The 22966-nt window shown below is 62.3% G+C and carries 21 protein-coding genes; 8 read left to right on the forward strand and 13 right to left on the reverse strand.

Annotation, left to right across the window (positions count from 1 at the left end; all coding sequences use genetic code 11):
• Nucleotides 1–20: 20 nt before the first annotated feature.
• Together ACZ5WQ_RS14430 and ACZ5WQ_RS14435 are read right to left on the reverse strand one after the other, a co-directional pair.
• Nucleotides 21–653 carry an HNH endonuclease gene (locus tag ACZ5WQ_RS14430; protein ID WP_464382536.1) on the reverse strand — a complete coding sequence of 211 codons (633 nt, stop codon included), beginning with the start codon at nt 651–653 and terminating at the stop codon, nt 21–23.
• A gap of 423 nt (nt 654–1076) precedes the next feature.
• On the reverse strand, nt 1077–1829 hold the full coding sequence (locus ACZ5WQ_RS14435) for an endonuclease/exonuclease/phosphatase family protein (protein WP_335600969.1): 753 nt from the start codon (nt 1827–1829) through the stop codon (nt 1077–1079).
• 75 nt (nt 1830–1904) lie between these two features.
• Here ACZ5WQ_RS14435 and ACZ5WQ_RS14440 point away from each other — a divergent pair, with 75 nt between their 5' ends.
• Nucleotides 1905–2933: an IS30-like element ISPsp4 family transposase gene (locus ACZ5WQ_RS14440; RefSeq protein ID WP_057392730.1), complete on the forward strand. Its 1029-nt coding sequence runs from the start codon at nt 1905–1907 to the stop codon at nt 2931–2933.
• A gap of 113 nt (nt 2934–3046) precedes the next feature.
• Here the strand turns inward: ACZ5WQ_RS14440 and ACZ5WQ_RS14445 are convergent, their stop codons facing one another.
• The 11 genes from ACZ5WQ_RS14445 to ACZ5WQ_RS14495 form a co-directional block, all read right to left on the reverse strand.
• A complete protein-coding gene (locus tag ACZ5WQ_RS14445) occupies nt 3047–3421 on the reverse strand; it encodes a Rap1a/Tai family immunity protein (RefSeq protein ID WP_464382537.1) in 375 nt (124 codons plus the stop codon).
• Between the two features lie 1203 nt (nt 3422–4624).
• Nucleotides 4625–5575, reverse strand: coding sequence for an isopenicillin N synthase family dioxygenase (locus ACZ5WQ_RS14450; protein WP_464382538.1), 951 nt, complete (start codon nt 5573–5575; stop codon nt 4625–4627).
• A 32-nt stretch (nt 5576–5607) separates the two neighbouring features.
• Nucleotides 5608–6954, reverse strand: a complete 1347-nt coding sequence (locus ACZ5WQ_RS14455) for an amidohydrolase family protein (protein WP_464382539.1) — start codon at nt 6952–6954, stop codon at nt 5608–5610.
• A gap of 93 nt (nt 6955–7047) precedes the next feature.
• Nucleotides 7048–7551: an ureidoglycolate lyase gene (locus tag ACZ5WQ_RS14460; RefSeq protein WP_464382540.1), complete on the reverse strand. Its 504-nt coding sequence runs from the start codon at nt 7549–7551 to the stop codon at nt 7048–7050.
• Nucleotides 7548–8564, reverse strand: coding sequence for an allantoicase (alc, locus tag ACZ5WQ_RS14465; protein ID WP_464382541.1), 1017 nt, complete (start codon nt 8562–8564; stop codon nt 7548–7550). The genes ACZ5WQ_RS14460 and alc overlap by 4 nt, the downstream gene beginning before the upstream one ends.
• Nucleotides 8565–8566: 2 nt before the next feature.
• Nucleotides 8567–9499 carry an allantoinase PuuE gene (puuE, locus tag ACZ5WQ_RS14470; protein ID WP_464382542.1) on the reverse strand — a complete coding sequence of 311 codons (933 nt, stop codon included), beginning with the start codon at nt 9497–9499 and terminating at the stop codon, nt 8567–8569.
• The gene (locus ACZ5WQ_RS14475; RefSeq protein ID WP_147811338.1) at nt 9496–10146 is read right to left on the reverse strand and encodes a TetR/AcrR family transcriptional regulator; all 651 of its coding nucleotides are present in this window, start codon (nt 10144–10146) and stop codon (nt 9496–9498) included. The genes puuE and ACZ5WQ_RS14475 overlap by 4 nt, the downstream gene beginning before the upstream one ends.
• Nucleotides 10147–10211: 65 nt before the next feature.
• Nucleotides 10212–10976 carry an outer membrane protein OmpK gene (locus ACZ5WQ_RS14480; RefSeq protein ID WP_088277928.1) on the reverse strand — a complete coding sequence of 255 codons (765 nt, stop codon included), beginning with the start codon at nt 10974–10976 and terminating at the stop codon, nt 10212–10214.
• A gap of 57 nt (nt 10977–11033) precedes the next feature.
• Nucleotides 11034–11960 (reverse strand): ABC transporter permease, encoded by a 927-nt coding sequence (locus tag ACZ5WQ_RS14485; RefSeq protein ID WP_228247627.1) that lies wholly within the window; start codon nt 11958–11960, stop codon nt 11034–11036.
• A gap of 1 nt (nt 11961) precedes the next feature.
• A complete protein-coding gene (locus ACZ5WQ_RS14490; protein WP_147811335.1) occupies nt 11962–13044 on the reverse strand; it encodes an ABC transporter permease in 1083 nt (360 codons plus the stop codon).
• Entirely contained in the window at nt 13031–14575 is a 1545-nt protein-coding gene (locus tag ACZ5WQ_RS14495; protein ID WP_228247626.1) for an ABC transporter ATP-binding protein, read from the reverse strand. Before ACZ5WQ_RS14495 ends, ACZ5WQ_RS14490 begins: the two co-directional genes overlap by 14 nt.
• A 262-nt stretch (nt 14576–14837) precedes the next feature.
• On the opposite strand from ACZ5WQ_RS14495, the gene xdhA reads away from it, so the two are divergent.
• Genes xdhA through ACZ5WQ_RS14530 form a run of 7 tightly spaced genes read left to right on the forward strand, consistent with a single transcriptional unit; the run spans nt 14838 to nt 22919 of the window.
• A complete protein-coding gene (gene xdhA, locus ACZ5WQ_RS14500) occupies nt 14838–16304 on the forward strand; it encodes a xanthine dehydrogenase small subunit (protein ID WP_464382543.1) in 1467 nt (488 codons plus the stop codon).
• Nucleotides 16297–18654, forward strand: coding sequence for a xanthine dehydrogenase molybdopterin binding subunit (gene xdhB / locus ACZ5WQ_RS14505; RefSeq protein WP_464382544.1), 2358 nt, complete (start codon nt 16297–16299; stop codon nt 18652–18654). The genes xdhA and xdhB overlap by 8 nt, the downstream gene beginning before the upstream one ends.
• Nucleotides 18651–19523, forward strand: a complete 873-nt coding sequence (gene xdhC, locus ACZ5WQ_RS14510) for a xanthine dehydrogenase accessory protein XdhC (protein ID WP_285676919.1) — start codon at nt 18651–18653, stop codon at nt 19521–19523. Before xdhB ends, xdhC begins: the two co-directional genes overlap by 4 nt.
• Complete coding sequence (gene uraD / locus ACZ5WQ_RS14515) at nt 19520–20020, forward strand: 2-oxo-4-hydroxy-4-carboxy-5-ureidoimidazoline decarboxylase (RefSeq protein WP_233048655.1); 501 nt, start codon at nt 19520–19522, stop codon at nt 20018–20020. The genes xdhC and uraD overlap by 4 nt, the downstream gene beginning before the upstream one ends.
• Nucleotides 20017–20358 (forward strand): hydroxyisourate hydrolase, encoded by a 342-nt coding sequence (gene uraH, locus ACZ5WQ_RS14520; protein WP_096005933.1) that lies wholly within the window; start codon nt 20017–20019, stop codon nt 20356–20358. Before uraD ends, uraH begins: the two co-directional genes overlap by 4 nt.
• Before the next feature lies 1 nt (nt 20359).
• On the forward strand, nt 20360–21721 hold the full coding sequence (gene guaD / locus ACZ5WQ_RS14525) for a guanine deaminase (protein WP_464382545.1): 1362 nt from the start codon (nt 20360–20362) through the stop codon (nt 21719–21721).
• A complete protein-coding gene (locus ACZ5WQ_RS14530; protein ID WP_464382546.1) occupies nt 21702–22919 on the forward strand; it encodes a urate hydroxylase PuuD in 1218 nt (405 codons plus the stop codon). Before guaD ends, ACZ5WQ_RS14530 begins: the two co-directional genes overlap by 20 nt.
• Nucleotides 22920–22966: the final 47 nt, after the last annotated feature.

Raw genomic sequence — 22966 nt, forward strand, 5'->3', positions numbered from 1 at the left:
GGTGGCGACCATTCACTTTGTCAGGGCTTGCCAATAAATCCTGCGACTCGTTCCAGGCCGTCCCAGCTTGATTGAATCGGAGGGATGGTCCTTGGGTCTATTAAGCCGAGTTCATCAAGGGTGTACTCCATCTTCCCAAAATTGCACGCGGCGCAGGTTACAACAAGGTTATCCATATCGTTTGCTCCGCCATGAGAGTGTGGAACCACATGATCATACTGAGCCCACATGCACTGGAAGGCGGCATGTTGAGATGCATTCGAGCGGCCCCAGGGAACCGCAGTTGGATAAGCAATGTGCAGCACTTTTCTTATTTCTGCACGGATGACCGGAATCCCACAAAATCTGCAATGAAAGCCATCCCTGCTGTGCAATTCAGCTTTCTGGATGGCGGTTGGCATTCTTGCCTTTACTCTCTCTCCAGACGCTTTGTTAGGCTGTTTCTTGATCCGCACGAAAGGGCTTTTCTTTCCCCAAATAGAGTCAGTCCAAGCCCAAACTTTTGGGTCGTTTGCGAGAGTGAATAGCTCGATAGCCAAGCTGCTATGGCCGTTTAAATGAGCAGAAACTGCTGCGTCTAGATAGCGAGCAGCATCAAATATCTCTGGGATTGGCTCTCTAAAGCAGCGTTTGGGGTGGTCGTAATTGCTCATTGTTGCCTCGGATAGCCATTTTGAACGCTCATTTCTTGGGCAGCTTTGCTTGGTCTTGCTCGCCTTTCGCCTTCTCGGCGAGCAGGGGGAAATGCATGGCCATTTCCCCCTGCACCCCCTAGGCCACCCCGGCTACGCGGCCCTTCGGGTTCGCTGCGTTGCTCGGGCTAGCGGGGGCCGGCAGAACTCGGCTCTGCGAGCCTCAGACATGCTGCCGTCCTATTTCCCGCTAGCCCTGCGCTACTCGCCCGCGTAAACGGGGACCCGGGGTCCGTGCATTGGTCATGCATTTTGGCGGGTAGGCACAGCTTGGGCTTTTTATGAGCGCCGATTCTTCATGTGCCGTTCTTGAATTGACGCCCGGCTCGCACGCCGGTTTGGTGCCGCGAAGCGGCGGAAAATCGGTCGCTGTGCAGTCGATTGCTAACTGTTAATGCTTAACGTCAACGGTACGTGGTCACTTATTGAAATCCAATCGTCGTGCTGACCGACCTGCAAATCACATTCTTTTGAAAAGTCTGACGAGGTGAAAACGTAGTCAATGTGATAGGCCTTCTCGCGGTTCCGCTGCAAGAAAAATGTCGGACTGGTTTCATTGCCCTGTTCTTCCTCGAAGACGCGATGATACTGGCTCTTGAAACCGATCTCACTAAGCTCGGCAACTACGTCCGAGTGATTCCACCAGCGGTCAGGCTTATCCCAGCGCACATTGCTATTAAAATCGCCGAGGATGACTGTCTTTGGCCCGCTAAGATCTTTGCGGTGGATCTGAAGATACTTCCAAAATTGGCCCATGTACCCAAATGCTTCATCATTGCGCCCCTTCGTCCAGACGGCCAGCACAGTGAATTCTCTATCGATGGTGAAAGGAAGAAAAAGCCTAAGATCTTCCGTACTCCAGGTCAGGGTTTCACTTTTGCTGGATAGCCCAGGGACGGAAAAGCTTCCACTCCAATTTAACTTTTCAACTCGATGACCGTTTCTCGGAAAAATGCCGATGCCACGATTTTTTGACTCACCCACCCACAGGTAACAGCCGGCCCACTCTCTGTATGTGGGCGTCGATAGCGCGGGGTCTTCACATTCCTGAACCACCAACACATCCGCTAGCAAGCTATCTGCTTCTGCAAGCTTCCGTCTGAGTGCTCCATTACAGTTCCAAGTTACTACTTTCATAGATAGAGACAGTTAATGCTTGGCGGCGGCAAAAACTGAGTGCAACACCTGACCTTTCCGGTACGGTGCTGCCCTATGTCTTATTCCGAACTCAGCGTTGAAGAGCGTGCCACCATTCAAGTTAGTCATGCCCAAGGCCTCAGCTTGCGCAGGATTGCCTGCTTGATCAACCGATCCCCTTCGACGGTCAGCCGAGAGATGCGCCGCAATCGAGATGCAGCTGGCAGCTACTCGGCCCGCGTGGCTCAGCAGCGGATGAAGGTCCGCCGCCAGGCTTGTCGGCCCATGCGAAAGCTGCTGCCAGGTAGTGAGCGCTTTGAACTGGTGATCCATATGCTGCGCCAGCGTTTGTCTCCCGAGCAGATTGCCGGCAAGCTGCGCAGTATGAACATACCCAGTCTTAGAGATGCCTACGTCTGTCGCGAGACGATCTACAACGCGATCTATGCCCTGCCCGTCGGTGAGCTGCGCAAGGAGTTGATCCTTTGTTTGCGCCAAGGCAAGACGACACGTAGACCACGCCTTGGCGGTGTGGATCGGCGCGGGCAGATTCCAGAGATGGTCAGCATTCACTTGCGCCCGCCAGAAGTTGAAGACCGGCTGATGCCGGGGCATTGGGAAGGCGACCTTATTAAGGGTAAGGCTAACGCCTCGTCTGTAGGTACGCTGGTGGAGCGCACTAGTGGCTACCTGATGCTGGTGAAGATGAACGACGCGACGGCGACCTCGGCGATGGAGGGCTTCAGCGCCGCCCTCAATAACATGCCGCTGGCGATGCGCAAGAGCATGACCTACGACCAGGGCCGGGAAATGGCACAGCACGCCGAGATCACCCAGAGAACCGGTGTGGCGATCTACTTCTGTGACCCGCACAGCCCTTGGCAGCGCGGCAGCAACGAAAACATTAATGGCCTGATCCGCCAGTACCTGCCCAAGGGCACTGACTTGTCGGTACATAGCCAAGAAGAACTGGATGCCATTGCGTTTCAACTGAACATGCGTCCACGTAAGCGCTTCGATTTCAAATGTCCTATCGAAGTCATGAGCGAAGTGATGCAGAAAGCCTTGGCTATGCAATATGATGCTCCTGCGTCAATTCAATAACCGTGTTGCACTCAGCTCCTGCAACCGCCCTTGCATAAGTGGCGGCCTGACAAGGCCGTCCCGTGTAGGCCCTGCTGGCCGGAATAGACTTAATCAACTTGCTAGGTATGGCCTTAGTTGCAGGCGAAGGCCTCACTCATTGAAAGCATCGCAAGAAGCGTTTCGTCCTCGTGGAGCTTTTGCGGGTTATCTTTCAGATATTTGTGGAGGATACGAGCCGCCTGCCCATTAGATACGCCTTCTTCTGGCCAGCAAATTTTAACTGGCGATGGAACGCTCATTATCATTAAAGTGTTTTTTACGCCGGCAACAAAGCCTAGGCATTGCCCAAGCTTCACAGCCTCTATGTTATTGAAATTATTTTGACCATCCATTATTTGAACTGCTGTTTGGCACTGGTCCAGCAACTTATTCCCATCAGCGACTGCGCTCCCTGTTATCGCCATAAGAAATATTTTAGTGATTGCGCGAAAAATACTTGTTGCCACTTCTTTCTCCTAATGATTACGGCTTTTTGATCTAAATTTTCTTACGCCTAACAGTAATTAGACAGCGCTAACTTCAACACGTGGCATAGCGCGGGATGGGGTGGCTTCGTGCTCTCTTGTATTTCAATGGATTAACAGCTTTCTCGTGCGAGTGCGGAACATGAAGCCACGCGAGGCTTAATGCTCTGCTGGCCGACGGTGTCGGCTTGCGCGCAGGTGATGGCGCTGTCGGGTATTCGAGGTGAAATGTGTCGAGTCTATGTAGCATCCATGCCTCCCGATGTGGCCGCGATAAGTGCGGTGATTTGATAGTGCTACTGCACGGCGCGTTTGCCAACCCTGAATACGGCTAGATGCTTGCTCAAGTAGCGCGGCCCTGCCGCGCAATTACGAGCGTGGCGCATGCACGGACCCGAGTCCCGTTTACGCGGGCGAGTAGCGCAGGGCTGGCGGGAAAAAGAGTCATAGGATGTCTGAGGAGCGTAGCGACGAGTTTTATGACTCCCCGCCAGACCGAGCAACGCAGCGGACCCGAAGGGCCGCGTAGTCGGGTGCCCGGGGGGATCGCCAAGGGGGGGGCCGGGCAAGCGGCCCCCTTTGGCTCGCCAGAGAAGGCGAAAGGCGAGTTAGCTACCGGCGCAGAAGTAGAGCAATGGTGCGGTGATGGAGGCAGCACGGGCACGGCATGCCGTGCCCCGGGGGATGGTGAGGCAGTCTGGAATGGACGCAGAGCGCCCTATCGGGGCATTCCCCATGCGGAGTATGGGAACGATCAATAAATACGAACGTGGCGCATGCACGGACCCTAGTCCCGTTTACGCGGGCGAGTAGCGCAGATTTATCGGGAAAAAGAGCCACAGGATGTCTGAGGGGCGTAGCCCCGAGTTTTGTGGCTCCCCGATAAATCGAGCAACGCAGCGAACCCGAAGGGCCGCGTAGTCGGGTGCCCCGGGGGATCGCTAAGGGGGGCTGGGCAAGCGGCCCCCCTTGGCTCGCCGGAGAAGGCGAAAGGCGGGTTGGTAGGCGGCGCGTATGTTGAGCAATGGTGCGGTGGTGACGGCAGCACGGGCACTGCACGCAGTGCCCCTACACGTGGCGCGGCGACGCAGAGCGTTCTGACAGGCACGCCCGGGCAGCCATTCCCACGCGGAGCGTGGTCGTGGCGCGGCGTTGCCGGGGCCACGGGCAAAGCACGCTTTGCCCCTACGACGGCTCTACCCGGTGCTCGTAAGTGGCATTCAGGCGGGCGGTGAGGTAGTCCGCACAGCTAATCGGCTCGTACTTCGGCGCTTCACCCGGGATCACGTCGCGAGGGTCGACGATGGAGTCGGGGTTCACTTCCAGGAAGAAGGCGATGGAGTAGCGTTCCTGCTCCGGCGGGCGGACGCGGTGCGGGGTGGAGACGTAGGTGTCGTTGCTCCAGCGCATCAGGCAGTCGCCGATGTTGCAGACGAAGGCGCCCGGTACGTGCGGGGCGTCGATCCATTGGCCTTGACGGGTCAGTACCTGCAGGCCGGCAACCTTGTCGGTGGCCAGCAGGGTGACGTTGCCGTAGTCGGTGTGGGCACCGGCGCCGCCGTCTTCGCGGTCGATCTGACCGGCGCTGGCGGGGTAGCGCAGCATCCGCAGGGTGGCGATGGGGCTGGTCAGGTGCTGAACGAAGAAGTCTTCCGGCAGGCCCAGATCAATCGCAAACCCCTTGTGGATCAGCCGGCCAAGGTTCAGGCAGCCGTCGAAGTAGCCGAGCATGGCTTCGCGCCAGCCATCGAGCGGTGGCCAGAAGTTGACGCCGCGGAAGGGTTTGCCGGCCAGTACGTCCGGGTGATCGGCCGGGAAGTCGGTGCCGATGTTGAAGGCTTCCTTCATGTCGGCACCTGCTTCCGGGTTGAGCTTTTCGTCGGCCATGGCGACGTAGCCGCGGTTGTGTGGCGACTTCTTGATCGACATTTCCTGCTTGGTTTCCAGCGGCAGCTCGAACACCCGTTTGGAGTTGGCGAACGCGCCAGCCATGACGTCTTCCGGGATGCCGTGGTCGATGGCGTAGAAGAAGCCGATTTCACGGCAGGCAACGCCCAGCTGGCGGGCGGTTTCGGCGCGGACGGCGGGGTCTTCGCTGTTCAGGCCAGCGACGGAGATAAGGGGCAGTGATTGCATGTGATGACTCCTGACTGCGTGGGTGCAGTCGCTTAAACCATTGACGTACGCAGGTGCGCGATATCGCGACACTGCTGAAAAAGTGCGAGGCCATGCTGCTGGGCTTCAGTGATAACCGCTTGTTCGCTCACCCGGGTGGCGCGGCCGTTGGCGATCAGTTGTCGGCCATCAACCCAGACCGCGGCGACGTTGCGGGCGTCGGCGGCAAAGACCAGATTCCACAGCAAATTGCCGCCGGCTGCATTGATCTCGGTCGGTGTCAGGTTGGGTTGCGCCAGGTCGAGCAGCAGCAGGTCGGCCTGCTTGCCGACTTCCAGCGAGCCGATGCGATCGCCGAGACCCAGCGCGCGGGCGCCGTTGATGGTCGCCATGCGCAGGATCTGGTCGGCGGGCAGCACGGTGGCGTCCAGCCGGGTGGCCTTCTGGATCAGCGAGGCGAACTTCATTTCCTCGAACAGGCTGAGGCTGTTGTTGCACACCGGGCCGTCGGTGCCGAGGCCGACGGTGATGCCGGCGGCGAGCATTTCCGGCACGCGGGCGACACCGCTGGCGAGCTTGGCGTTGCTGATCGGGCAGTGGCTGATAGCGGTGCCGGTGTCTGCGATGCGCTTGATCTCTTCGTCGTTCAGCCACACGCAGTGGGCGATCAGGGTGCGTTCACCGAGGATGCCATAGTGATCGAGCTGGGCAATCGAGCGACGGCCGAAGTGTGCCTTGACCGCGTCGTCTTCTTCCTTCTGCTCGCAGGCGTGGGTATGGATACCGACGCCGTATTCGGCCTGACATTCCAGCGCTTCGCGGTAGGCATCCGGGGTGCAGTAGAACAGGTGCTCCAGCCCCATCCAGACCTGAATGCGGCCGTTCTGGCTGCCGTGGTGGCTATGGATCAGCGCGCGGTTTTCGGCGCGGGTGGCGAAGAAGTCCTTGCCGGGTTCGTCGGCCACGTAGGGCGCGAGATTCACCCGCAGGCCGATCTCGCCAGCGGCATCGGCGCAGCGGTGCATGAAGCGATACATGTCCATCACGCAGGTGGTGCCGCTTTTCAGCGCTTCCAGATAGCACAGGCGCGCTGAGTGGAAGGCATACTCCTCGGTCAGGGCGCGGTGTTCCAGCTGGTAGTAGGGCAGCCACTCCATCAGCTGCATGTTCTCGGTCACGCCGCGCATCAGGCTGGAGTGGGAGTGGGCGTCGATCAGCCCCGGCAGCAGCGCGTGGCCGCTGGCGTCGATCACCGGCATGCCGGGCGGGATGATCAGCTCGTCGCTGGGGCCGACGGCGCTGATGCGTCCGTCCTCGACGATCAGGGTGCCGCGCGGGATGACGCGGTTGTCTGGGTCAACGGTAAAGATGGCTGCATCGTGCAGCGCAAAGTGGTTCATATGTACCTCATAGCAATCTGAACCGGGTTAGCGGTTCCGGACACTGTGACGGCACGGCGGGCACGGAATGCATCAGCGTGGCTGATGGTTTCCTCAGAGGCTGTCCGAGCGGAGCACAAGGGGTTGGTTAAGGGTTACTTCATCGCAATTGTTACCTTCACCACGGCGGTCGACGATCAGATAATCGGCGTCCGCAGTGACCGGCAGCAGTGGTGCATGCCAGGTTCCGGCATGGTAACTGATGCCCTGGTCGCCTAGCACGTAGAACGCGCGCACGGCGGATTCATCAAAGTCGCCGGGGGCGGCGACCACCGCATAAAACGCCGTGCCGTTGAGCGGCACAAAGGCCTGACTGCCCAGCGGATGGCGTTCCATCAGACTGATTTCCAGCGGCTCAAGCGGCTGGCCGCGGAAGATCGAGAAAATGCCTTCGGCACCCTCGCCCAGCAACTGCACCGTACCGAGCGCGTGGAAGCGCTGGGTCCGGCCGTTGTTGATCGGAAAGCTGTCGGCGCCGACCGTGGAGATCACATCGCCGAAGGGGGCGAAGGCTTCGCGGGTCAGCGGCTCGACGGTCAGTACGCGGGGGCTGCTCATGCGACCGGCTTGCCGAACAGGCGCAGGCGACTGACGCCGCCATCAGGAATGATATTGAAGCGAATGTGCGTGATCGGGCCGATATCGTTCAGTTCGGTGAACTGGTGGATGGCGTCGGCGGTCAGCGGCTGTTCGTCCATCAGGGTGTGCCAGAACATGCTCTGGGTGATCAGGCTCTTGGTGGTGCCCTGTTCAACGCAGGCGGCCTGGATCGAGCAGCGTGCCGGGAAGTTGCCCTTGAAGTGCGCGGTGTCGACTTCCACGTGCTCAATGAGGCCCTTGTGGCCGAGCTTGAGGATGCACCAGTCGTTGCCGGGCTCGCGGCGGCGGCGGGTTTCCCAGCCATCGCCCATGTCGGTGCCGCGGCCGGGGCGCAGCAGCTTGCGCGGCTCGCCGTAGTGGGCATCGCTCCAGGCCACCTGATTGCCGCCGTTTTCCAGCGCGATCAGGTTGATGGTCTGGCTGCTGTCGAGGTTCGACCAGTCGCAGTGCGGGGTGCCGTAGACGCGCAGGCGGGCGACGCCGCCGTCCGGGTACAGGTGCAGGCGCAGGTGGGTCCAGACCTGATCGGAGGTCAGTTCATGGAAGTGATGCGCGTTGCCGCCCAGCTCCACGGCAGCCAGCAGTTCGGTCCAGTCGCTGTCGTTGCTCGGTTCGGCGTCCGGGCTGTAGCAGGCTTCCAGCGAGACCGCCGGGGCGAAGTTGCCGGTGAAGAAGCTGGTGTCAAAGTCGACGCCCTGCAGGGTGCCGGCCAGCGCCAGTTTGATGATCGCGGTGTCGTGCCCGGTGGTGCGGCGGCGGCGGGTTTCCCAGCCATCCATCCACTTGCCGTTGTCGTCGTACAGGCCGGGGTAAAACGCCGCCGGTTCCGGGTTGAGCATGCGGATGCCGGGGGCAAAGAACTGGTCGGTCGCCCAGAGGAATTCAGCGCCAAGGCTGGCGTCGGCCAGGTTCAGGCCGGTCTTGGTAAACGCCGGGCCGTCGACGGCCGGGGCGATGATGGCGGTGCTCATGGTTAATCCTTGGCAGGCTGGTAAGGGTGCGTCTGTTTCCAGTGCCGCGCGATGTCGACGCGGCGGGTGATCCAGACCTTGTCGTGGCTCTGGATGTGATCAAGAAAGCGTTGCAGCGCGCGGAAGCGGCCGGGGCGGCCGACCAGGCGACAGTGCAGGCCGATCGACAGCATCTTGGGCGTTTCCGAACCCTCGGCGTAGAGCACGTCGAAGGCATCCTTAAGGTACTGGAAAAACTGCTCGCCGCTGTTGAAGCCACCGGCGATGGCAAAGCGCATGTCGTTGGTGTCCAGCGCGTAGGGCACAACCAGGTGCGGCTGCGGGCCGGCGCCGGCGTCTACCGTGGTCCAGAACGGCAGGTCGTCGCCGTAGTAATCGCTGTCGTACTCGAAGCCACCGGCCTCGACCACCAGCCGGCGGGTATTCGGGCTGTCGCGGCCGGTGTACCAGCCGAGCGGTGGCTGGCCGGTCAGTGCGGTGTGCAGCTCGATAGCCTGCTGCATGTGCTCGCGCTCGCGGGCTTCGCTCATGTCCTGATAGTGAATCCAGCGCAGGCCGTGGCAGGCGATCTCGTGGCCGTCTTCGATAAAGGCGCGGACCATGTTCGGGTGGCGCTGCATGGCCATGCTGACGCCAAATACGGTCAGCGGCAGGCCGCGCTGGCGAAACTCGCGCAGGATGCGCCAGGCACCGGCGCGCGAGCCGTATTCATAGAGTGATTCCATGCTCATGTGGCGGTCGGCAAAGGCCTGCGCGCCAATGATGTCGGAGAGGAAGACTTCCGAGTGACTGTCGCCATGCAGCACACAGTTCTCGCCGCCCTCTTCGTAGTTCAGCACGAACTGCACGGCGATGCGTGCCTGCCCCGGCCAGTTGGCCTTGGGCGGCTCGGCACCGTAGCCGATCAGATCACGCGGGTAGTGCGAATTGCTCATTTCTTGGGTACCTCGAGGCCGCAGCCGCGAAGAATGATGTCGGTAAGGAAGTCGGCCACGCGGTCGAAGTCCTGCTTCTCGTATTCGGCCTTGTTTTCCACCATCAGCACCTGCACCTGGAAGTCGGCGTAGTGCTGGGTTGAGGACCAGATCAGGAAGATCAGCTGCACCGGGTCTACCGGCGCCATGCGGCCCTGATCAATCCACTGCTGCATGACCCCGGCGCGGCCGCGCACCCATTCGCGCATGTTGGTGCGCAGGTGGGTCATCAAAAAAGGGGCGCCCTGGATGATTTCCATGGCAAACAGACGGGAGGCCAGCGGATACAGGCGGGCCATCTCGACCTTGGCGCGGATAAAACTGGCGAGCGCCTCGGCGGGGTCGTCGTCGACGGTCACGCTGGAGAACACGGCGTTCCAGCGCGCAAGAATATCGTCGAACATGGCTGCGTAGATCTTCTTCTTGTTGCTGAAGTAGTACAGCACGTTCGATTTGGGCAGTTCGGCCCGTTCGGCAATGTTCTGAATGGTGGCGCCGCGAAAACCGTGCAGGGCAAATTCCTGCTCGGCGGCCGCCAGAATGATTTCGTGGTTACGCTCGCGGATGCGACCGGGTCGGTAGGTCTTGGATGCGCTTTTGTTTGTCATCTGTTCCATCGCCTTTACACCATTGCAGGGGTTCGACCATCACGGCCGAACCCCCATTGCCGTGATCAGAAGTGGAATTTCACCAGCGCACTGACCGCGTTTTCGGTTTCCATTACATCGTCGTTCAGACCGTACTTGTTGTTCCAGTACGAGTATTCGATACCTGCGTAGAGCACGCCCGGCTTGCCACGGTAGTTACCCAGGTCCAGCTTCAGCTGCGGGTTGAAGTGGAAGTCGGACTTGTGATCGTCTTCCGCTGTGGACCAGTCGATATAGCCGTCGAACAGGATACGGGTGCTGCCAAATTCCATCGCCTTGCCCCAGACGACGGTGGTTTGATAATCGTCAGAGGTTTCGCTGTTGTCTACGTAGTAGAAACGGGTGCCGACGTACATGAAGCCCGGGATGTTCCAGTCGATACCCGGACCAACCATGTAGTTGTTGACGTTGGTGCCGCCGCCAAATTCGTACTGAGCGGACAGGGTGTAGTCCTTGATCAGGCCGCCGCCCAGTTTGCTGCCGGTCAGCCAGCTCAGGCTCAGGTTAGGCGCGAATTCACCGTACAGATCGTCAGAATCGGTGTCTTTTCCATGACCCTGGTTACGGTCAACGAAGAAGAAGGTGCTGCCCCAGTCGTGACCGCTGGCGTTCTCGAAGGTAAAGAACGTCTGCGAGGTCTTCTTGCCGGCGCCGTCGAAGTTAACGCGGGCGTAGTCATCGCTGTACAGGACAGAGATGCTGGAGTCGGAGAAATACTTCTCAGCGTAGGCGCTCGGTACAAAGGCGCCTGCGATGCAAGCGGCGATCAGCGTTTTTTGCAGTGTGCTCATATTCAATGCTTCCTGGAATCAGTGATTTAGTTTTGATTGGCATAGTGGGTGCTCAAGTTATTTGCTCGGCCTATAGGGTTGGCCGATTGATAGGGGTGTGTTGAGGCGGGTCCGCGCGGGATTCCACGACAACAGCACCAGAACGATAATGGTGACGACATAGGGCAGCATGGCCAGCAGCTCCGTTGAGCTGTTCCAGCCGAGCCCCTGCAGCACCAGGTGCAAGATGCTGGCGGCGCCGAACAGGTAGGCGCCGAGCAGCACACGCTCGGGTTTCCAGGTGGCGAACACCACCAGGGCCAGCGCGATCCAGCCGCGACCGGCAGTCATGTTTTCGGTCCACATCGGGGTGTAGGCCAGCGACAGGTAGGCGCCCGCCAGGCCGGCCATGGCGCCGCCGAAGGCCACCGCCATGTAACGCACCGGCAGCACTTTCAGACCGTTGGCATTGGCCGCTTCCGGGGACTCGCCGACGGCGCGCAGAACCAGGCCGCCGCGGCTGTATTTGAGGAAGCAGAACACCAGCGCGAAGATCAGCAGCGAGCCGTAGACCAGCAGGTCCTGGTTGAACAGCACCTGGCCGATGACCGGGATGTCCGACAGCAGCGGAATGGCGATCTTGTCAAAGCCGTCGATCGACTGACCGACAAAGCCTGCGCCGACGAAGGAGCTCAGGCCGATACCGAAGATGGTCAGTGCCAGGCCGGCGGCATACTGGTTGGCCGCCAGGGTAATGGCCATCAGCGCAAACAGCATGGCCATCAGCACACCACCGAGCATGGCAGCGAGCACGCCCATGCTCAGGCTGCCGGTCGAGGTGGCGGCGATAAAGCCGATCACCGCGCCCATTAGCATCATGCCTTCCTGGCCGAGGTTGAGAACGCCTGAGCGTTCGCACACCAGCTCGCCCAGGGCGACCAGCAGCAACGGGGTGCCGGCGACCACGGTCGCGGCCAGTACGTTGGTAATCAGTACGCTGTCCATATCAGGCCTCTCCTGCCACGGCCTTGGGGGCCCGACGAATGCGAATGCGGTAGTGAATAAAGGCGTCACAGGTCAGCAGGTAGAACAGCAGCAGCCCCTGGAACAGTCCGGTGATCGCCTTGGGCAGGGCCATGGCAATCTGCAGCATCTCGCCGCCCATGAAGGTCAGCGCCAGCAGCGCGGCTGCCAGCACGATGCCGACCGCCTGCATGCGCCCGAGGAACACCACGATAATTGCGGTGTAGCCGTAGCCGGGTGACACCTGCGGCACCAGTTGACCGAGCGGGCCGGTCACCTCCGATGCGCCCGCCAGACCGGCCAGACCACCGGCCAGAATGAACGCCAGCAGGGTCAGACGCTTGGCCGGGAAGCCGGCGAAGGCGGCGGCGCGCTCGTCCTGACCGAGGACCTTGAGCTGGAACCCGATAAAGGTGCGGGCAAACAGCACGCCGACCGCCACCGCTGCCAGCAGACCGAACAGCAGGCCGATATGCAGGCGGGTATCAGGGATCAGCTTGGGCAGCAGGGCGGCTGCAGCAAACATCTCCGACTGCGGGAAGCCAAACCCGTACGGATCCTTCAGCGGGCCGTGAACCGCGTACAGCAGCAGGTTCAGGGCGATGTAGTTGAGCATGATGGTGGTCAGGATCTCGTTGCAGTGGAACTGCGTTTTCAGCAGCCCCGCCAGCAGTGCCCAGACTGCGCCGGCTACGATGCCGGCAATCAGCACCAGCGGCAGCACCCAGGGGCCGCTCTGGCCGCCCAGTTGCAGGGCCACCACGCTGGCCCACAGCGCGCCCATCAGAAAGTGCCCCTCGGCACCGATATTCCACAGCTTGGCCCGGTAGCAGATGGTCAGGCCGGCGGCGCACAGCAGCAGCGGTGCCATCTTCAGGCCCAGCTCGGCCCAGCCGTGGGTATCGCTCAGCGGGGTCAGGAAGAAGAAGGTCAGACCTTCCACCGGGTCCTTGCCGAGGGCCATGAAAATGCCCATACCGGTGATGATGGTGAGGACCAGAGCCAGCAACGGGGACGCCCATTGCATGGCCCGGGAGTCGACGGCGCGACGCTCAAGCGACAGCATGGGAAACCTCCGAAGGTGCAGCGCTGGGGAAATCACCGGCCATCCACTGGCCGAGTTGTTCAATGGTCAGGTCACTGGTGTTGACCAGCGGCGACAGCCGGCCGGCGCAGATCGCGCCCATGCGGCCACAGAGCTGGAACAGTTCGTCCAGATCCTCCGAGATCAGCAGTACCGCAGCGCCCTCGTCACGCAGCCGCACCAGCGCCTCGTGGATGGCCACTGCCGAGCCGACGTCAACGCCCCAGGTCGGGTGCGAGGCAACCAGCAGCTTGGGTTGCTGCATGGCTTCACGGCCGATGATGAATTTCTGCAGGTTGCCGCCGGACAGGCTGGTGGCATGGCTGTCGATGCTGGCGGTGCGTACACCAAAGGCATCGACGATACGGCTGGCGTAGTCGCGCACCTTGTTCAGCGCCACCCAGCCCTTGTTCACCATGCCTTCGCCGTAGGCGGTCAGCAGGCTGTTGTCGACCAGCGACATGGATGGCACCGCACCGCGGCCTAGGCGTTCTTCCGGCACCACCGCGACACCGAGGCGGCGGCGCAGACCCGGCTTGGCCTGACCGATCGCCACGCCGCTGAGGGTGATGCTGTCGTTGCTGACCAGCGCCTCGCCCGACAGGGCGCGCAACAGTTCGTCCTGACCGTTACCGGCGACGCCGGCGATGCCGACAATCTCGCCTGAGCGCAGGCTCATGCACAGATCCTGCAGGCTGGTGCCGAAGGGGTCGCTGGTGCGGTAGTTCAGGTGGCTGACGTCCAGCAGCACCTCGCCGGGCGCGCGCGGTTCAACGCGGGTCGACAGCGGGGTTTCATTGCCGACCATCATGCGGGCGATGTCGTCGGTGCTCACTTCGGCCGGATTGCACTCGCCGGTCACCCGGCCCTGGCGCAGCACGGTGGCGCGGTGGCACAGGTCGCGCACTTCCTGCAGCTTGTGGCTGATAAACAGAATGCTGCAGCCCTCGTGCGACAGCTGGCGCAGGGTGCGGAACAGGGTTTCGACCTCCTGCGGCGTCAGCACCGAGGTCGGCTCGTCCAGAATCAGCAGAGAGCTTTCCTGAATCAGGCAGCGCACGATTTCGACGCGCTGGCGTTCGCCAATCGACAGGGTGTTGACGTAGCGGCGCGGATCCAGCGCCATGCCGTAATGCTCGGAGACCTCGCTGATGCGCGCCTCCAGCTTGCGCCGGTCGCGGGCCTGATCGGCTGGCAGGCTGAGCGCGATGTTTTCGGCGACAGTCAGGGTTTCAAACAGGGAAAAATGCTGGAATACCATGCCGATGCCCAGTTCGCGGGCATGGGCAGGACCCTGCAGGGTCAGCGGGTGGCCATTCCAGGTGATGCTGCCGGCGTCGGGCTGGATGACGCCGTAGATGATCTTCATCAGGGTGCTCTTGCCGGCGCCATTCTCGCCGAGCAGGGCATGGATTTCGCCTGCGTTGACTGTGAGCTGGACGCCATCGTTCGCCCGGCATCCCGGGTACTCCTTGACGATGTGTTCCAGCTTCAGGCGTTCTGCGGTTGCCATTCAGTTTCCTCTATAGGCGCTTTGCCGGCGATTCAGGGTGACCGGCCGGGCAACGCCCTATTTAATAACTGACCAATCAATCAACATTTGCAACGACAGCAATTTGCTTGCCAAAACCGGAAAAAGTATAAAAAACATATTTTTCGGACTAGTTGGTCAAGTTTTTGCAAATCTACGCTCAGAGCCTGTGTGCGCCGTTGTGCGGCGCTGAGCCTGAACACCGCCTGAAACGGGCCAAACTGCGGATAGAGCGGAGACGAACGTGATTGAGTTCTACCTGAATGGTCAGCCGGAAAAACTTGACCGAGCTGACCCAAACATGAGCATTCTTGACTGGCTGCGCACCAAAAAGCGGCTTAGCGGCACCAAGGAAGGATGCGCATCCGGCGACTGCGGGGCTTGCACCGTACTGATCGGCAGCCCCTCGGCCGACGGCGGGCTGCATTATACGGCAATCAACAGCTGCATCAGCCTGGTCGGTTCGCTGCACGGTAAACATCTGATCAGCGTTGACGCCCTGCAGGCTGATAACGCCCATCCGGTGCAGACCGCGATGGTCGAATGCAGCGGCTCGCAATGCGGGTTCTGTACGCCGGGCTTCATCATGTCGATGGTTGGCCTGCACCAGCAGGTAGCCGGCAAGAACGGCAGCGCCAGCGAGCATCAGTTGATGGAAGCACTGGCCGGCAACCTTTGTCGCTGCACCGGTTATCGGCCGATTATCGAGGCCGGCCGGCGCACCCTGGTGGATGCGGTGCAGCACTGGGATGGTGCTGCGCTGTTCGAGCCGGCGCCGGCCGGGCAGTTCGCCGCGACCCGTTCCACTGCGGCCAGCCTGCAGGACGACGAGGGCAAGCGCTTCGACGCGCCGGTCGAGCTGAGTGAACTGCGCAGCCTGCTGGCGGCCAATCCGGATGCCCGTCTAGTCGCCGGCAGCACCGATCTGGCGCTGGAAATCACCCAGCAGTTGAAGGTGCTGCCGCAACTGGTCTCAGTCGAGCAGATCACCGAACTGCATGCCGTGGAATGTGACGAGCAAAATCTGACCATCGGGTCGGCTGCGACCTACAGCGAGTTCGGAGCGACTCTCAGTGTCGACTGGCCGGCCTTTGCGCCGATGCTCGAACGCCTCGGTTCGCTGCAGATCCGTAACCGTGGCACCCTCGGCGGGAATATCGGTAACGCTTCGCCCATCGGTGACATGCCGCCACCGCTGATTGCCCTGGGTGCCGACATTCAGCTCGACAGTGAAAATGGCGAGCGCTGGATTGCGCTGCAAGACTTCTTCGTGGACTACAAGAAAACCGTGCTGGCGCCGGGCGAGTTCATCCGCGCGGTGCGGGTGCCGCGTCCACAGGCCAACGAAAAACTGTTCATCTACAAGATCTCCAAGCGGCTGGATGACGATATTTCTGCGGTGCTGGGCGCCTTCTGGCTGCAGTTCGACGGCGATACCGTCGGTGACTGCCGGCTGGCCTTCGGTGGCATGGCCGGCATTCCCAAGCGTGCAGCGGGCGCCGAGGCGGCGTTGCGTGGTGCCCGGTTCGATGAAACGGCGGTGGCCGCTGCGCAGGCGGCGCTGGCAACCGACTTCACGCCGCTGTCCGATGTGCGCGCCTCGGCCAGCTACCGCACCACGGTAGCCGGCAACCTGCTGCTGCGCGCCCTGTATGAATTCCGCGCCGGCGATGCCGGCAAGGCCCAGCTGATGGTGACCGACTATGCGTAAACTGCCCCGTGATGTACCCCGTCCGAGTGGCCAGCCGCTCGGTGTTGCCGGTCAGAGCACCCTGCATGAAAGCGCCTGGCTGCATGTAACCGGCACCGCCCGTTATATCGACGACCTGCCCGAGCCCGAAGGCCTGCTGCACGCAGCGGTGGGCCACAGCGCCCGGCCGCATGCGCGTATCACTAGACTCAATCTGGAAGCGGTGCGCGCCTACCCCGGCGTGGTTGCCGTGTTCACCATGGCCGACGTACCCGGTCATACCGACATCGGCCCGGTGTTCCCGGGTGATCCGGTGCTGGCGGGTGAGGTGGTCGAGCATATCGGCCAGCCGATCTTTGCCGTCGCCGCGACCAGTCACACCGCCGCGCGCAAGGCAGCGAAGCTGGCCGAGGTCGAATACGAGGATCTGCCGGCCATCTTTGATACCCGCGAGGCACTGGCCAAACAGTTGTTCGTGCGCCCCAGTCACACCCAGCAGCGCGGTGATCCGGATGCCGCCCTGGCGGCTGCACCGCACCGCCTGCAGGGCGAGATCAACGTCGGCGGGCAGGAACACTTTTACCTGGAAGGCCAGGCCTGCTTGGCGCTGCCGCAGGAAGATGGCGGCATGTTTGTGCACACGTCCAGCCAGCACCCGGCCGAAGTGCAGAAGCTGGTGGCCGAGGTGCTGGGCATCCCGCTGCATGCGGTGACGGCCTCGGTACGCCGCATGGGTGGCGGCTTTGGTGGCAAGGAAACCCAGGCCGCGCCGGTCGCCTGTGTGGCCGCGCTGCTGGCCAATGCCACCGGGCGGCCGGTCAAGTATCGGCTCTCGCGCCCGGATGACATGGTGCAGACCGGCAAGCGCCACGACTTCTTCAACACCTACGACATCGGTTTTGACGAGCAGGGCGTAATTCAGGGCGCCGAGATCATGGTAGCCGGCCGTTGCGGCTTCTCGCCGGACCTGTCCAATGCGATTGTCGAGCGGGCCATGTTCCACTCCGACAATGCCTATTACCTTGATCAGGCGCGGGTGACCGGCCACTGCTGCAAGACCCACACGGTCTCCAACACCGCCTTCCGCGGCTTTGGCGGCCCGCAGGGCATGATGGTGATCGAACAGGCGGTGGATGACATTGCCCGTTATCTGCGACTGGACCCGCTGGAGGTGCGCAAGCGCAATCTCTACCGCGCCGGCCGCGATACCACCCATTACGGCCAGACCATCACCCATCACGTACTGCCGGAATTGATCAGTCAGCTGGAAACCAGCGCCGACTATCAGGCCCGTCGCGCCGAGATTACCGCTTTCAACCGCCAGAGCCCGGTGCTCAAGCGCGGGCTGGCGCTGACCCCGGTCAAGTTCGGTATCTCGTTCACCGCCAAGCACCTCAATCAGGCGGGCGCGCTGGTGCTGATCTATACCGACGGCAGCCTGCAGGTGAACCACGGCGGCACCGAGATGGGTCAGGGCCTGTACATCAAGATCGCGCAGGTGGTTGCTGCGGCGTTCCAGATCGATGTCGATAAGGTCAAGGTGACTGCGACCCGCACCGACAAGGTGCCCAATGCCTCGCCGACCGCCGCCTCCTCCGGCTCCGATCTGAACGGCATGGCTGCGCTGGACGCCTGCGAGAAGATCAAGGCGCGGCTGGTTACCTTTGGCGCCGAGCTGTTTGGCTGCGAAGAAGCGCAGGTGCGCTTCGAGAACAACCAGGTGGTCGCCGGTGACGCCCGCATGGACTGGGGCGACTTCATCCAGAAGGCCTATCTGAATCGGGTGTCGCTGTCGTCCTCCGGCTTCTATGCCACGCCGAACATCTACTACGACCACGCCAAGGGTCAGGGCCATCCGTTCCTGTATTACGCCAACGGTGCGGCCTGCTCCGAGGTGGTACTCGATACCCTGACCGGCGAATACCGCGTGCTGCGTACCGACATCCTGCACGATGCCGGCCAGTCGCTGAACCCGGACATTGATATCGGCCAGATCGAGGGCGGCTTCGTTCAGGGCATGGGCTGGCTGACCACCGAGGAGCTGGTCTACAGCGATAACGGCCGGCTGCTGACCACCGGGCCCGCGACCTACAAGATCCCGGCAATTTCCGATACGCCGCCGGATCTGCGCGTCAACCTGCTGGCCAACAGCCCGAACAAGGAAGCCACCGTGTTCCGCTCCAAGGCGGTCGGCGAGCCGCCGCTGATGCTCGGCATTGCGGTCTGGAGCGCGCTGCGTGATGCGGTCGCCAGCCTCACCGACGGTTGCTATTGCCCGCCGCTGGATACCCCGGCCACGCCCGAGCGCATGCTCAATGCCGTCAACGCCGCGAAGGCCTGGCAGGCCGCGCAGCAGGAGGCCGTGTCATGAACAGAAACCTGCGCTGGTTCGAGGCGGTCGCCGACTGCGAGCAGCGCGGCGAGCCCTATGTGCTGGTGACCGTGGTTGGCGTCACCGGCTCGGTGCCGCGTGAGCCGTCGAGCAAGATGGTGATTACCGGCGAACACGCCTGGGACACCATCGGCGGCGGTCATCTGGAGTATCTGGTGACCGCCCGGGCCCGCGAGCAGCTGGCCGCCAGCCGTTTCGAGACGGTGCTGGAGCACTTCCCGCTGGGCGCTTCGCTGGGCCAGTGCTGCGGCGGCAGCGTCTCGGTGCTGCTCGAAGGCCAGCCCGGCAGTGATGCGCAACTGGTGGTGTTTGGCGCCGGCCACGTGGCGCAGGCGCTGATGGCGATCATGGGCCAGCTGCCCTGGCAAGTGACGCTGGTGGATTCCCGCGCCGAGGTGTTCCCGGCTGACCTGGCGCCGAATATCAGGGCGCTGCACAGCGACGATCCGGTCGGCGATGCCCCGGTGCTGTGCCGTGGCCGCCATGTGCTGATCCTGACCCACAATCACCAGCTCGACTACGACCTGTGCCGCGCCCTGCTGGACGCCGGCGATGCTGCCTCGATCGGCCTGATCGGCTCGCAGACCAAGGCCGACCGCTTCCGTCAGCGGCTGGCCCATCGCGGCTACAGCGACGAGCAGATCGCCCGCATTCGCTGCCCGGTCGGCCGCAGCGACGTACCCGGCAAGCGACCGATGGAAGTGGCCGTATCGATCAGCGCCGAGCTGCTGTCGTTCGGCACCGCCAGCCAGAGCCGTGGCCCGCGCCGCGGGGTCAGCTGGCCGCAATTGCGAGATTTGATGAAACACGAGCCTGAAACACCGCAACAGCCGGTGGAGACAAAATGACCCTGGAACAGCTGAACACCCTGCCTGAAGACGAGGCGCTGGCGGTCTTTCGTGACTGCTGCGCCGCCGACGCCTGGGCGCGCCCTATGGTTGCCGCCCGCCCCTACCACAGTGCCGAAGCGCTGCATGGCACGGCCCGTGCGCTCTGGCCCAATCTGCACGAGGCCGACTGGCTGGTCGCCTTTGAAGCACACCCGAAGATCGGCGACATCAAGAGCCTGAAGGCCAAGTACGCCAGCACCGAAGCGCTGGCCAGTGGCGAGCAGGCCGGTGCGCGCGTTGCGCCCGATGCGGTGCTGCAGCGCCTGAAGGATGGCAACGAGGCCTATCTGCACAAATTCGGCTTTATCTTCATCGTCTGCGCCACCGGCAAGAGCGCCGAACAGATGCTTGAGCTGCTGGAGCAACGCCTGCCCAACAGCCGCGAGCAGGAGCTGCGCATCGCCGCTGAAGAACAGGCCAAGATCACCCACATTCGTCTGGACAAGCTGCTATGAGCAAGAGCCCGATTACCACCCATATTCTCGACCTCGGCAGCGGCAAGCCCGCCGCCGGTGTGCGCATTACCCTTGAACAGCAGCAGGGCGACAGCTGGGTCACGCTGGCCAGCGCCGAAACCGACGCCGACGGCCGCGTGCTGAACGGTTTTGGCAGCGAAGCGGTCGCCGGTGTCTATCGCCTGACCTTCGACACCGACGGCTATTACGCAGACCAGGGCCTGCGCTGTTTTTACCCGCAGGTCACCATCGCCTTCCGCCTGGACGATGTTCAGGCCCATTACCACGTGCCGCTGCTGCTCAACCAGTGGGGCTATTCGACCTACCGGGGGAGCTAGGATGACGACCAACTCTGATGCCGTTGGCGTGTCGGCCTTCCGCGGCCCACTGCTGCACTTTTTGTCCGAACCGGGCCTCGGTGCGCCCGATCCGGCCAGTTACAGCTACTTCAGCGACGGCCTGCTGGTGGTTGCCGATGGCCGGGTGCAGGCGGTGGGTGACGCCGCCGAGCTGTTGCCGACCCTGCCGGCGGGTACCGCGGTCGAGCATTCGCCGGAGGGGCTGATTCTGCCCGGCATGATCGATACCCACGTACACATGCCGCAGCTGGCGGTGATGGCCAGTTACGGCACCCAGCTGCTGGAGTGGCTGGAAACCTATACCTTCCCGACCGAATCGCGCTTCGCCGACGCCGACTGGTCGGCCAAACAGTCCAAGGTCTTCCTCGACCTGCTGCTGGCGCACGGCACCACCTCGGCGCTGGTGTTCAGCACCTCGCACAAGGTCGCCAGCGAGGCGCTGTTCAGCGCCGCGCATGACTACAACATGGCGATCACCACCGGCCGGGTGATGATGGACTGCAACGCCCCGGACGGCGTACGCGACACCGCCGAGGCCAGCTATGAGGAGAGCCGCGAGCTGATCGCCCGCTGGCACGGCACCGGCCGTCAGCGTTACGCGGTCACCCCGCGCTTTGCCGCGACCTCGACCCCCGAGCAGCTGACCTACGCCGGCAAGCTGATGACCGAGGCCGAGGGCTTGTTGATGCAGACCCACTGGGCCGAGAACAAGGCCGAGATCGCCTGGATTGCCGAGCTGTTCCCGGACCGCGCCAGCTATCTGGATGTTTACGATCACTTCGGTCTGCTCGGCCCTCGCAGCGTGCTGGCGCACGGTATTCACATCGACGACGCCGACCGCGCCCGGCTGGCCGAAACCGGCACCCGCATCGCCTTCTGCCCGACCTCCAACACCTTCCTCGGCAGCGGCCTGTTCGATCTGACCAGCGCCCGCGCGGCGAATGTCGAGGTCGGCCTGGCGTCGGATGTTGGCGGCGGCACCAGCCTGTCAATGCTGGTCACTATGGCCGAGGCCTACAAGGTCTGCCAGCTGCGCGGCCAGAGCCTCAACCCGTTCCAGGCGTTCTACATGGCGACCCTCGGCAACGCCAAGGTGCTGCATCAGGAGGCCGAGACCGGCAACCTGGCACCCGGCAAGATGGCGGACTTTCTGATCATCGACCGTGCCGCCAGCCCGATTCAGCAACTCAAGCACAGCGCCGAGCGCGATCTGTCGGGCATCCTGTTCGACCTGATGATCCTCGGCGACGACCGCAGCATTCGTCGCACCTACATCGCCGGCCAGTGCCGCTACGATCGTGACGCCGCACAAGGAGCAGCCCATGCTGGTCTATCTGTCTGAATGGCTCAGCCTGATCATCCGCTGGTTCCACGTGATTGCCGGGGTCGCCTGGATCGGCGCCTCGTTCTACTTCGTCTGGCTCGACAACAACCTGCGCGAGCCGCCGGCGTGGAAGAAGCAGAAAGGCATCAAGGGTGACCTCTGGGCCATCCACGGTGGCGGCTTCTACGAGGTGGCCAAGTACGAAGTCGGCCCCGAACAGATGCCGTCCGACCTGCACTGGTTCAAGTGGGAGGCCTACAGCACCCTGCTCAGCGGCCTGGCGCTGCTGGCCGTGGTGTATTACATGGGCAACCCCGGCTACCTGATCGATCCGAGCAAGCTGGCGCTCAGCGGTGCCGGCGCTGTTGCCATCGGAGTGGGCACGCTGGTGGCGGTCGTCGCGTTGTATGAGGCGCTGATTCGCAGCCCGCTGGCGCGCAACGGCATGGCCTTTGGCGTGGTGCTGTATCTGATTCTGGTGGCGGTTGCCTTCGGTTTGTATCAGGTGTTTGCCGGTCGCGGAGCGTACATTCACGTTGGTGCGGTGATCGGCACCATCATGGTCGGCAACGTCTTCCTCGGTATCGTGCCGGCCCAGCGCGCGCTGGTGAATGCGGTGGCCCGTGGCGAGAAACCGGGTGCAGAGGTGGTGATGTTGGCTCAGCGCGCCATGCTGCGCTCGCGCCACAACAACTACCTGACCCTGCCGGTGCTGTTCATCATGATCAGCAACCACTACCCGATGTTCTACGCCAACGCTTACGGTTGGGCGGTGCTGGCGGCGATCGGTGCGATCACGGCCTACGCGCGGCACTTCTTCAACCTGCGCAATCAGGGCCAGTTCAAGCCGTCTATTCTGGTTGTCAGCGCGCTGGCCACCGTCGCCCTGATCTGGGCCATGGCGCCGAGCGCACCGGCCAAGATCGACAGCCATGCGACTGAGAAAGGCGCTGCGCTAACCCGGATTGCCGACGCCGACGTCAGCCAACTGCTGGCCACTCACTGCCAGGCCTGCCACGCGGTCAAACCCACCAGCCCGGCCTTCCAGGCCCCGCCGGCCGGCATCGTGCTGGACAGTCTCGAGCACCTCCAGCAGCACCGCGACAAGGTCTATCAGGCCGCGGTTGCCACCGAGTACATGCCGCTCGGCAACATGACCGGCATTACCCCCGAGGAGCGTGACCTGCTCGGCAAGTGGCTGCGGGAAAATCCCTGAGCCGAGAGCGCGTTCCGGCGCGCCCGTCTTTTGTGATCTGTGATCGT

The sequence above is a fragment of the Halopseudomonas sp. T1L2 genome, from assembly GCF_055397385.1.

Bases quoted from the DNA above. Each gene is read 5' to 3' on its own strand.
- ACZ5WQ_RS14430 (WP_464382536.1), bottom strand. From the start codon at position 653: ATGAGCAATTACGACCACCCCAAACGCTGCTTTAGAGAGCCAATCCCA.
- ACZ5WQ_RS14435 (WP_335600969.1), bottom strand. From the start codon at position 1,829: ATGAAAGTAGTAACTTGGAACTGTAATGGAGCACTCAGACGGAAGCTT.
- ACZ5WQ_RS14440 (WP_057392730.1), top strand. From the start codon at position 1,905: ATGTCTTATTCCGAACTCAGCGTTGAAGAGCGTGCCACCATTCAAGTT.
- ACZ5WQ_RS14450 (WP_464382538.1), bottom strand. From the start codon at position 5,575: ATGCAATCACTGCCCCTTATCTCCGTCGCTGGCCTGAACAGCGAAGAC.
- ACZ5WQ_RS14455 (WP_464382539.1), bottom strand. From the start codon at position 6,954: ATGAACCACTTTGCGCTGCACGATGCAGCCATCTTTACCGTTGACCCA.
- ACZ5WQ_RS14460 (WP_464382540.1), bottom strand. From the start codon at position 7,551: ATGAGCAGCCCCCGCGTACTGACCGTCGAGCCGCTGACCCGCGAAGCC.
- alc (WP_464382541.1), bottom strand. From the start codon at position 8,564: ATGAGCACCGCCATCATCGCCCCGGCCGTCGACGGCCCGGCGTTTACC.
- puuE (WP_464382542.1), bottom strand. From the start codon at position 9,499: ATGAGCAATTCGCACTACCCGCGTGATCTGATCGGCTACGGTGCCGAG.
- ACZ5WQ_RS14475 (WP_147811338.1), bottom strand. From the start codon at position 10,146: ATGACAAACAAAAGCGCATCCAAGACCTACCGACCCGGTCGCATCCGC.
- ACZ5WQ_RS14480 (WP_088277928.1), bottom strand. From the start codon at position 10,976: ATGAGCACACTGCAAAAAACGCTGATCGCCGCTTGCATCGCAGGCGCC.
- ACZ5WQ_RS14485 (WP_228247627.1), bottom strand. From the start codon at position 11,960: ATGGACAGCGTACTGATTACCAACGTACTGGCCGCGACCGTGGTCGCC.
- ACZ5WQ_RS14490 (WP_147811335.1), bottom strand. From the start codon at position 13,044: ATGCTGTCGCTTGAGCGTCGCGCCGTCGACTCCCGGGCCATGCAATGG.
- ACZ5WQ_RS14495 (WP_228247626.1), bottom strand. From the start codon at position 14,575: ATGGCAACCGCAGAACGCCTGAAGCTGGAACACATCGTCAAGGAGTAC.
- xdhB (WP_464382544.1), top strand. From the start codon at position 16,297: ATGCGTAAACTGCCCCGTGATGTACCCCGTCCGAGTGGCCAGCCGCTC.
- xdhC (WP_285676919.1), top strand. From the start codon at position 18,651: ATGAACAGAAACCTGCGCTGGTTCGAGGCGGTCGCCGACTGCGAGCAG.
- uraD (WP_233048655.1), top strand. From the start codon at position 19,520: ATGACCCTGGAACAGCTGAACACCCTGCCTGAAGACGAGGCGCTGGCG.
- uraH (WP_096005933.1), top strand. From the start codon at position 20,017: ATGAGCAAGAGCCCGATTACCACCCATATTCTCGACCTCGGCAGCGGC.
- guaD (WP_464382545.1), top strand. From the start codon at position 20,360: ATGACGACCAACTCTGATGCCGTTGGCGTGTCGGCCTTCCGCGGCCCA.
- ACZ5WQ_RS14530 (WP_464382546.1), top strand. From the start codon at position 21,702: ATGCTGGTCTATCTGTCTGAATGGCTCAGCCTGATCATCCGCTGGTTC.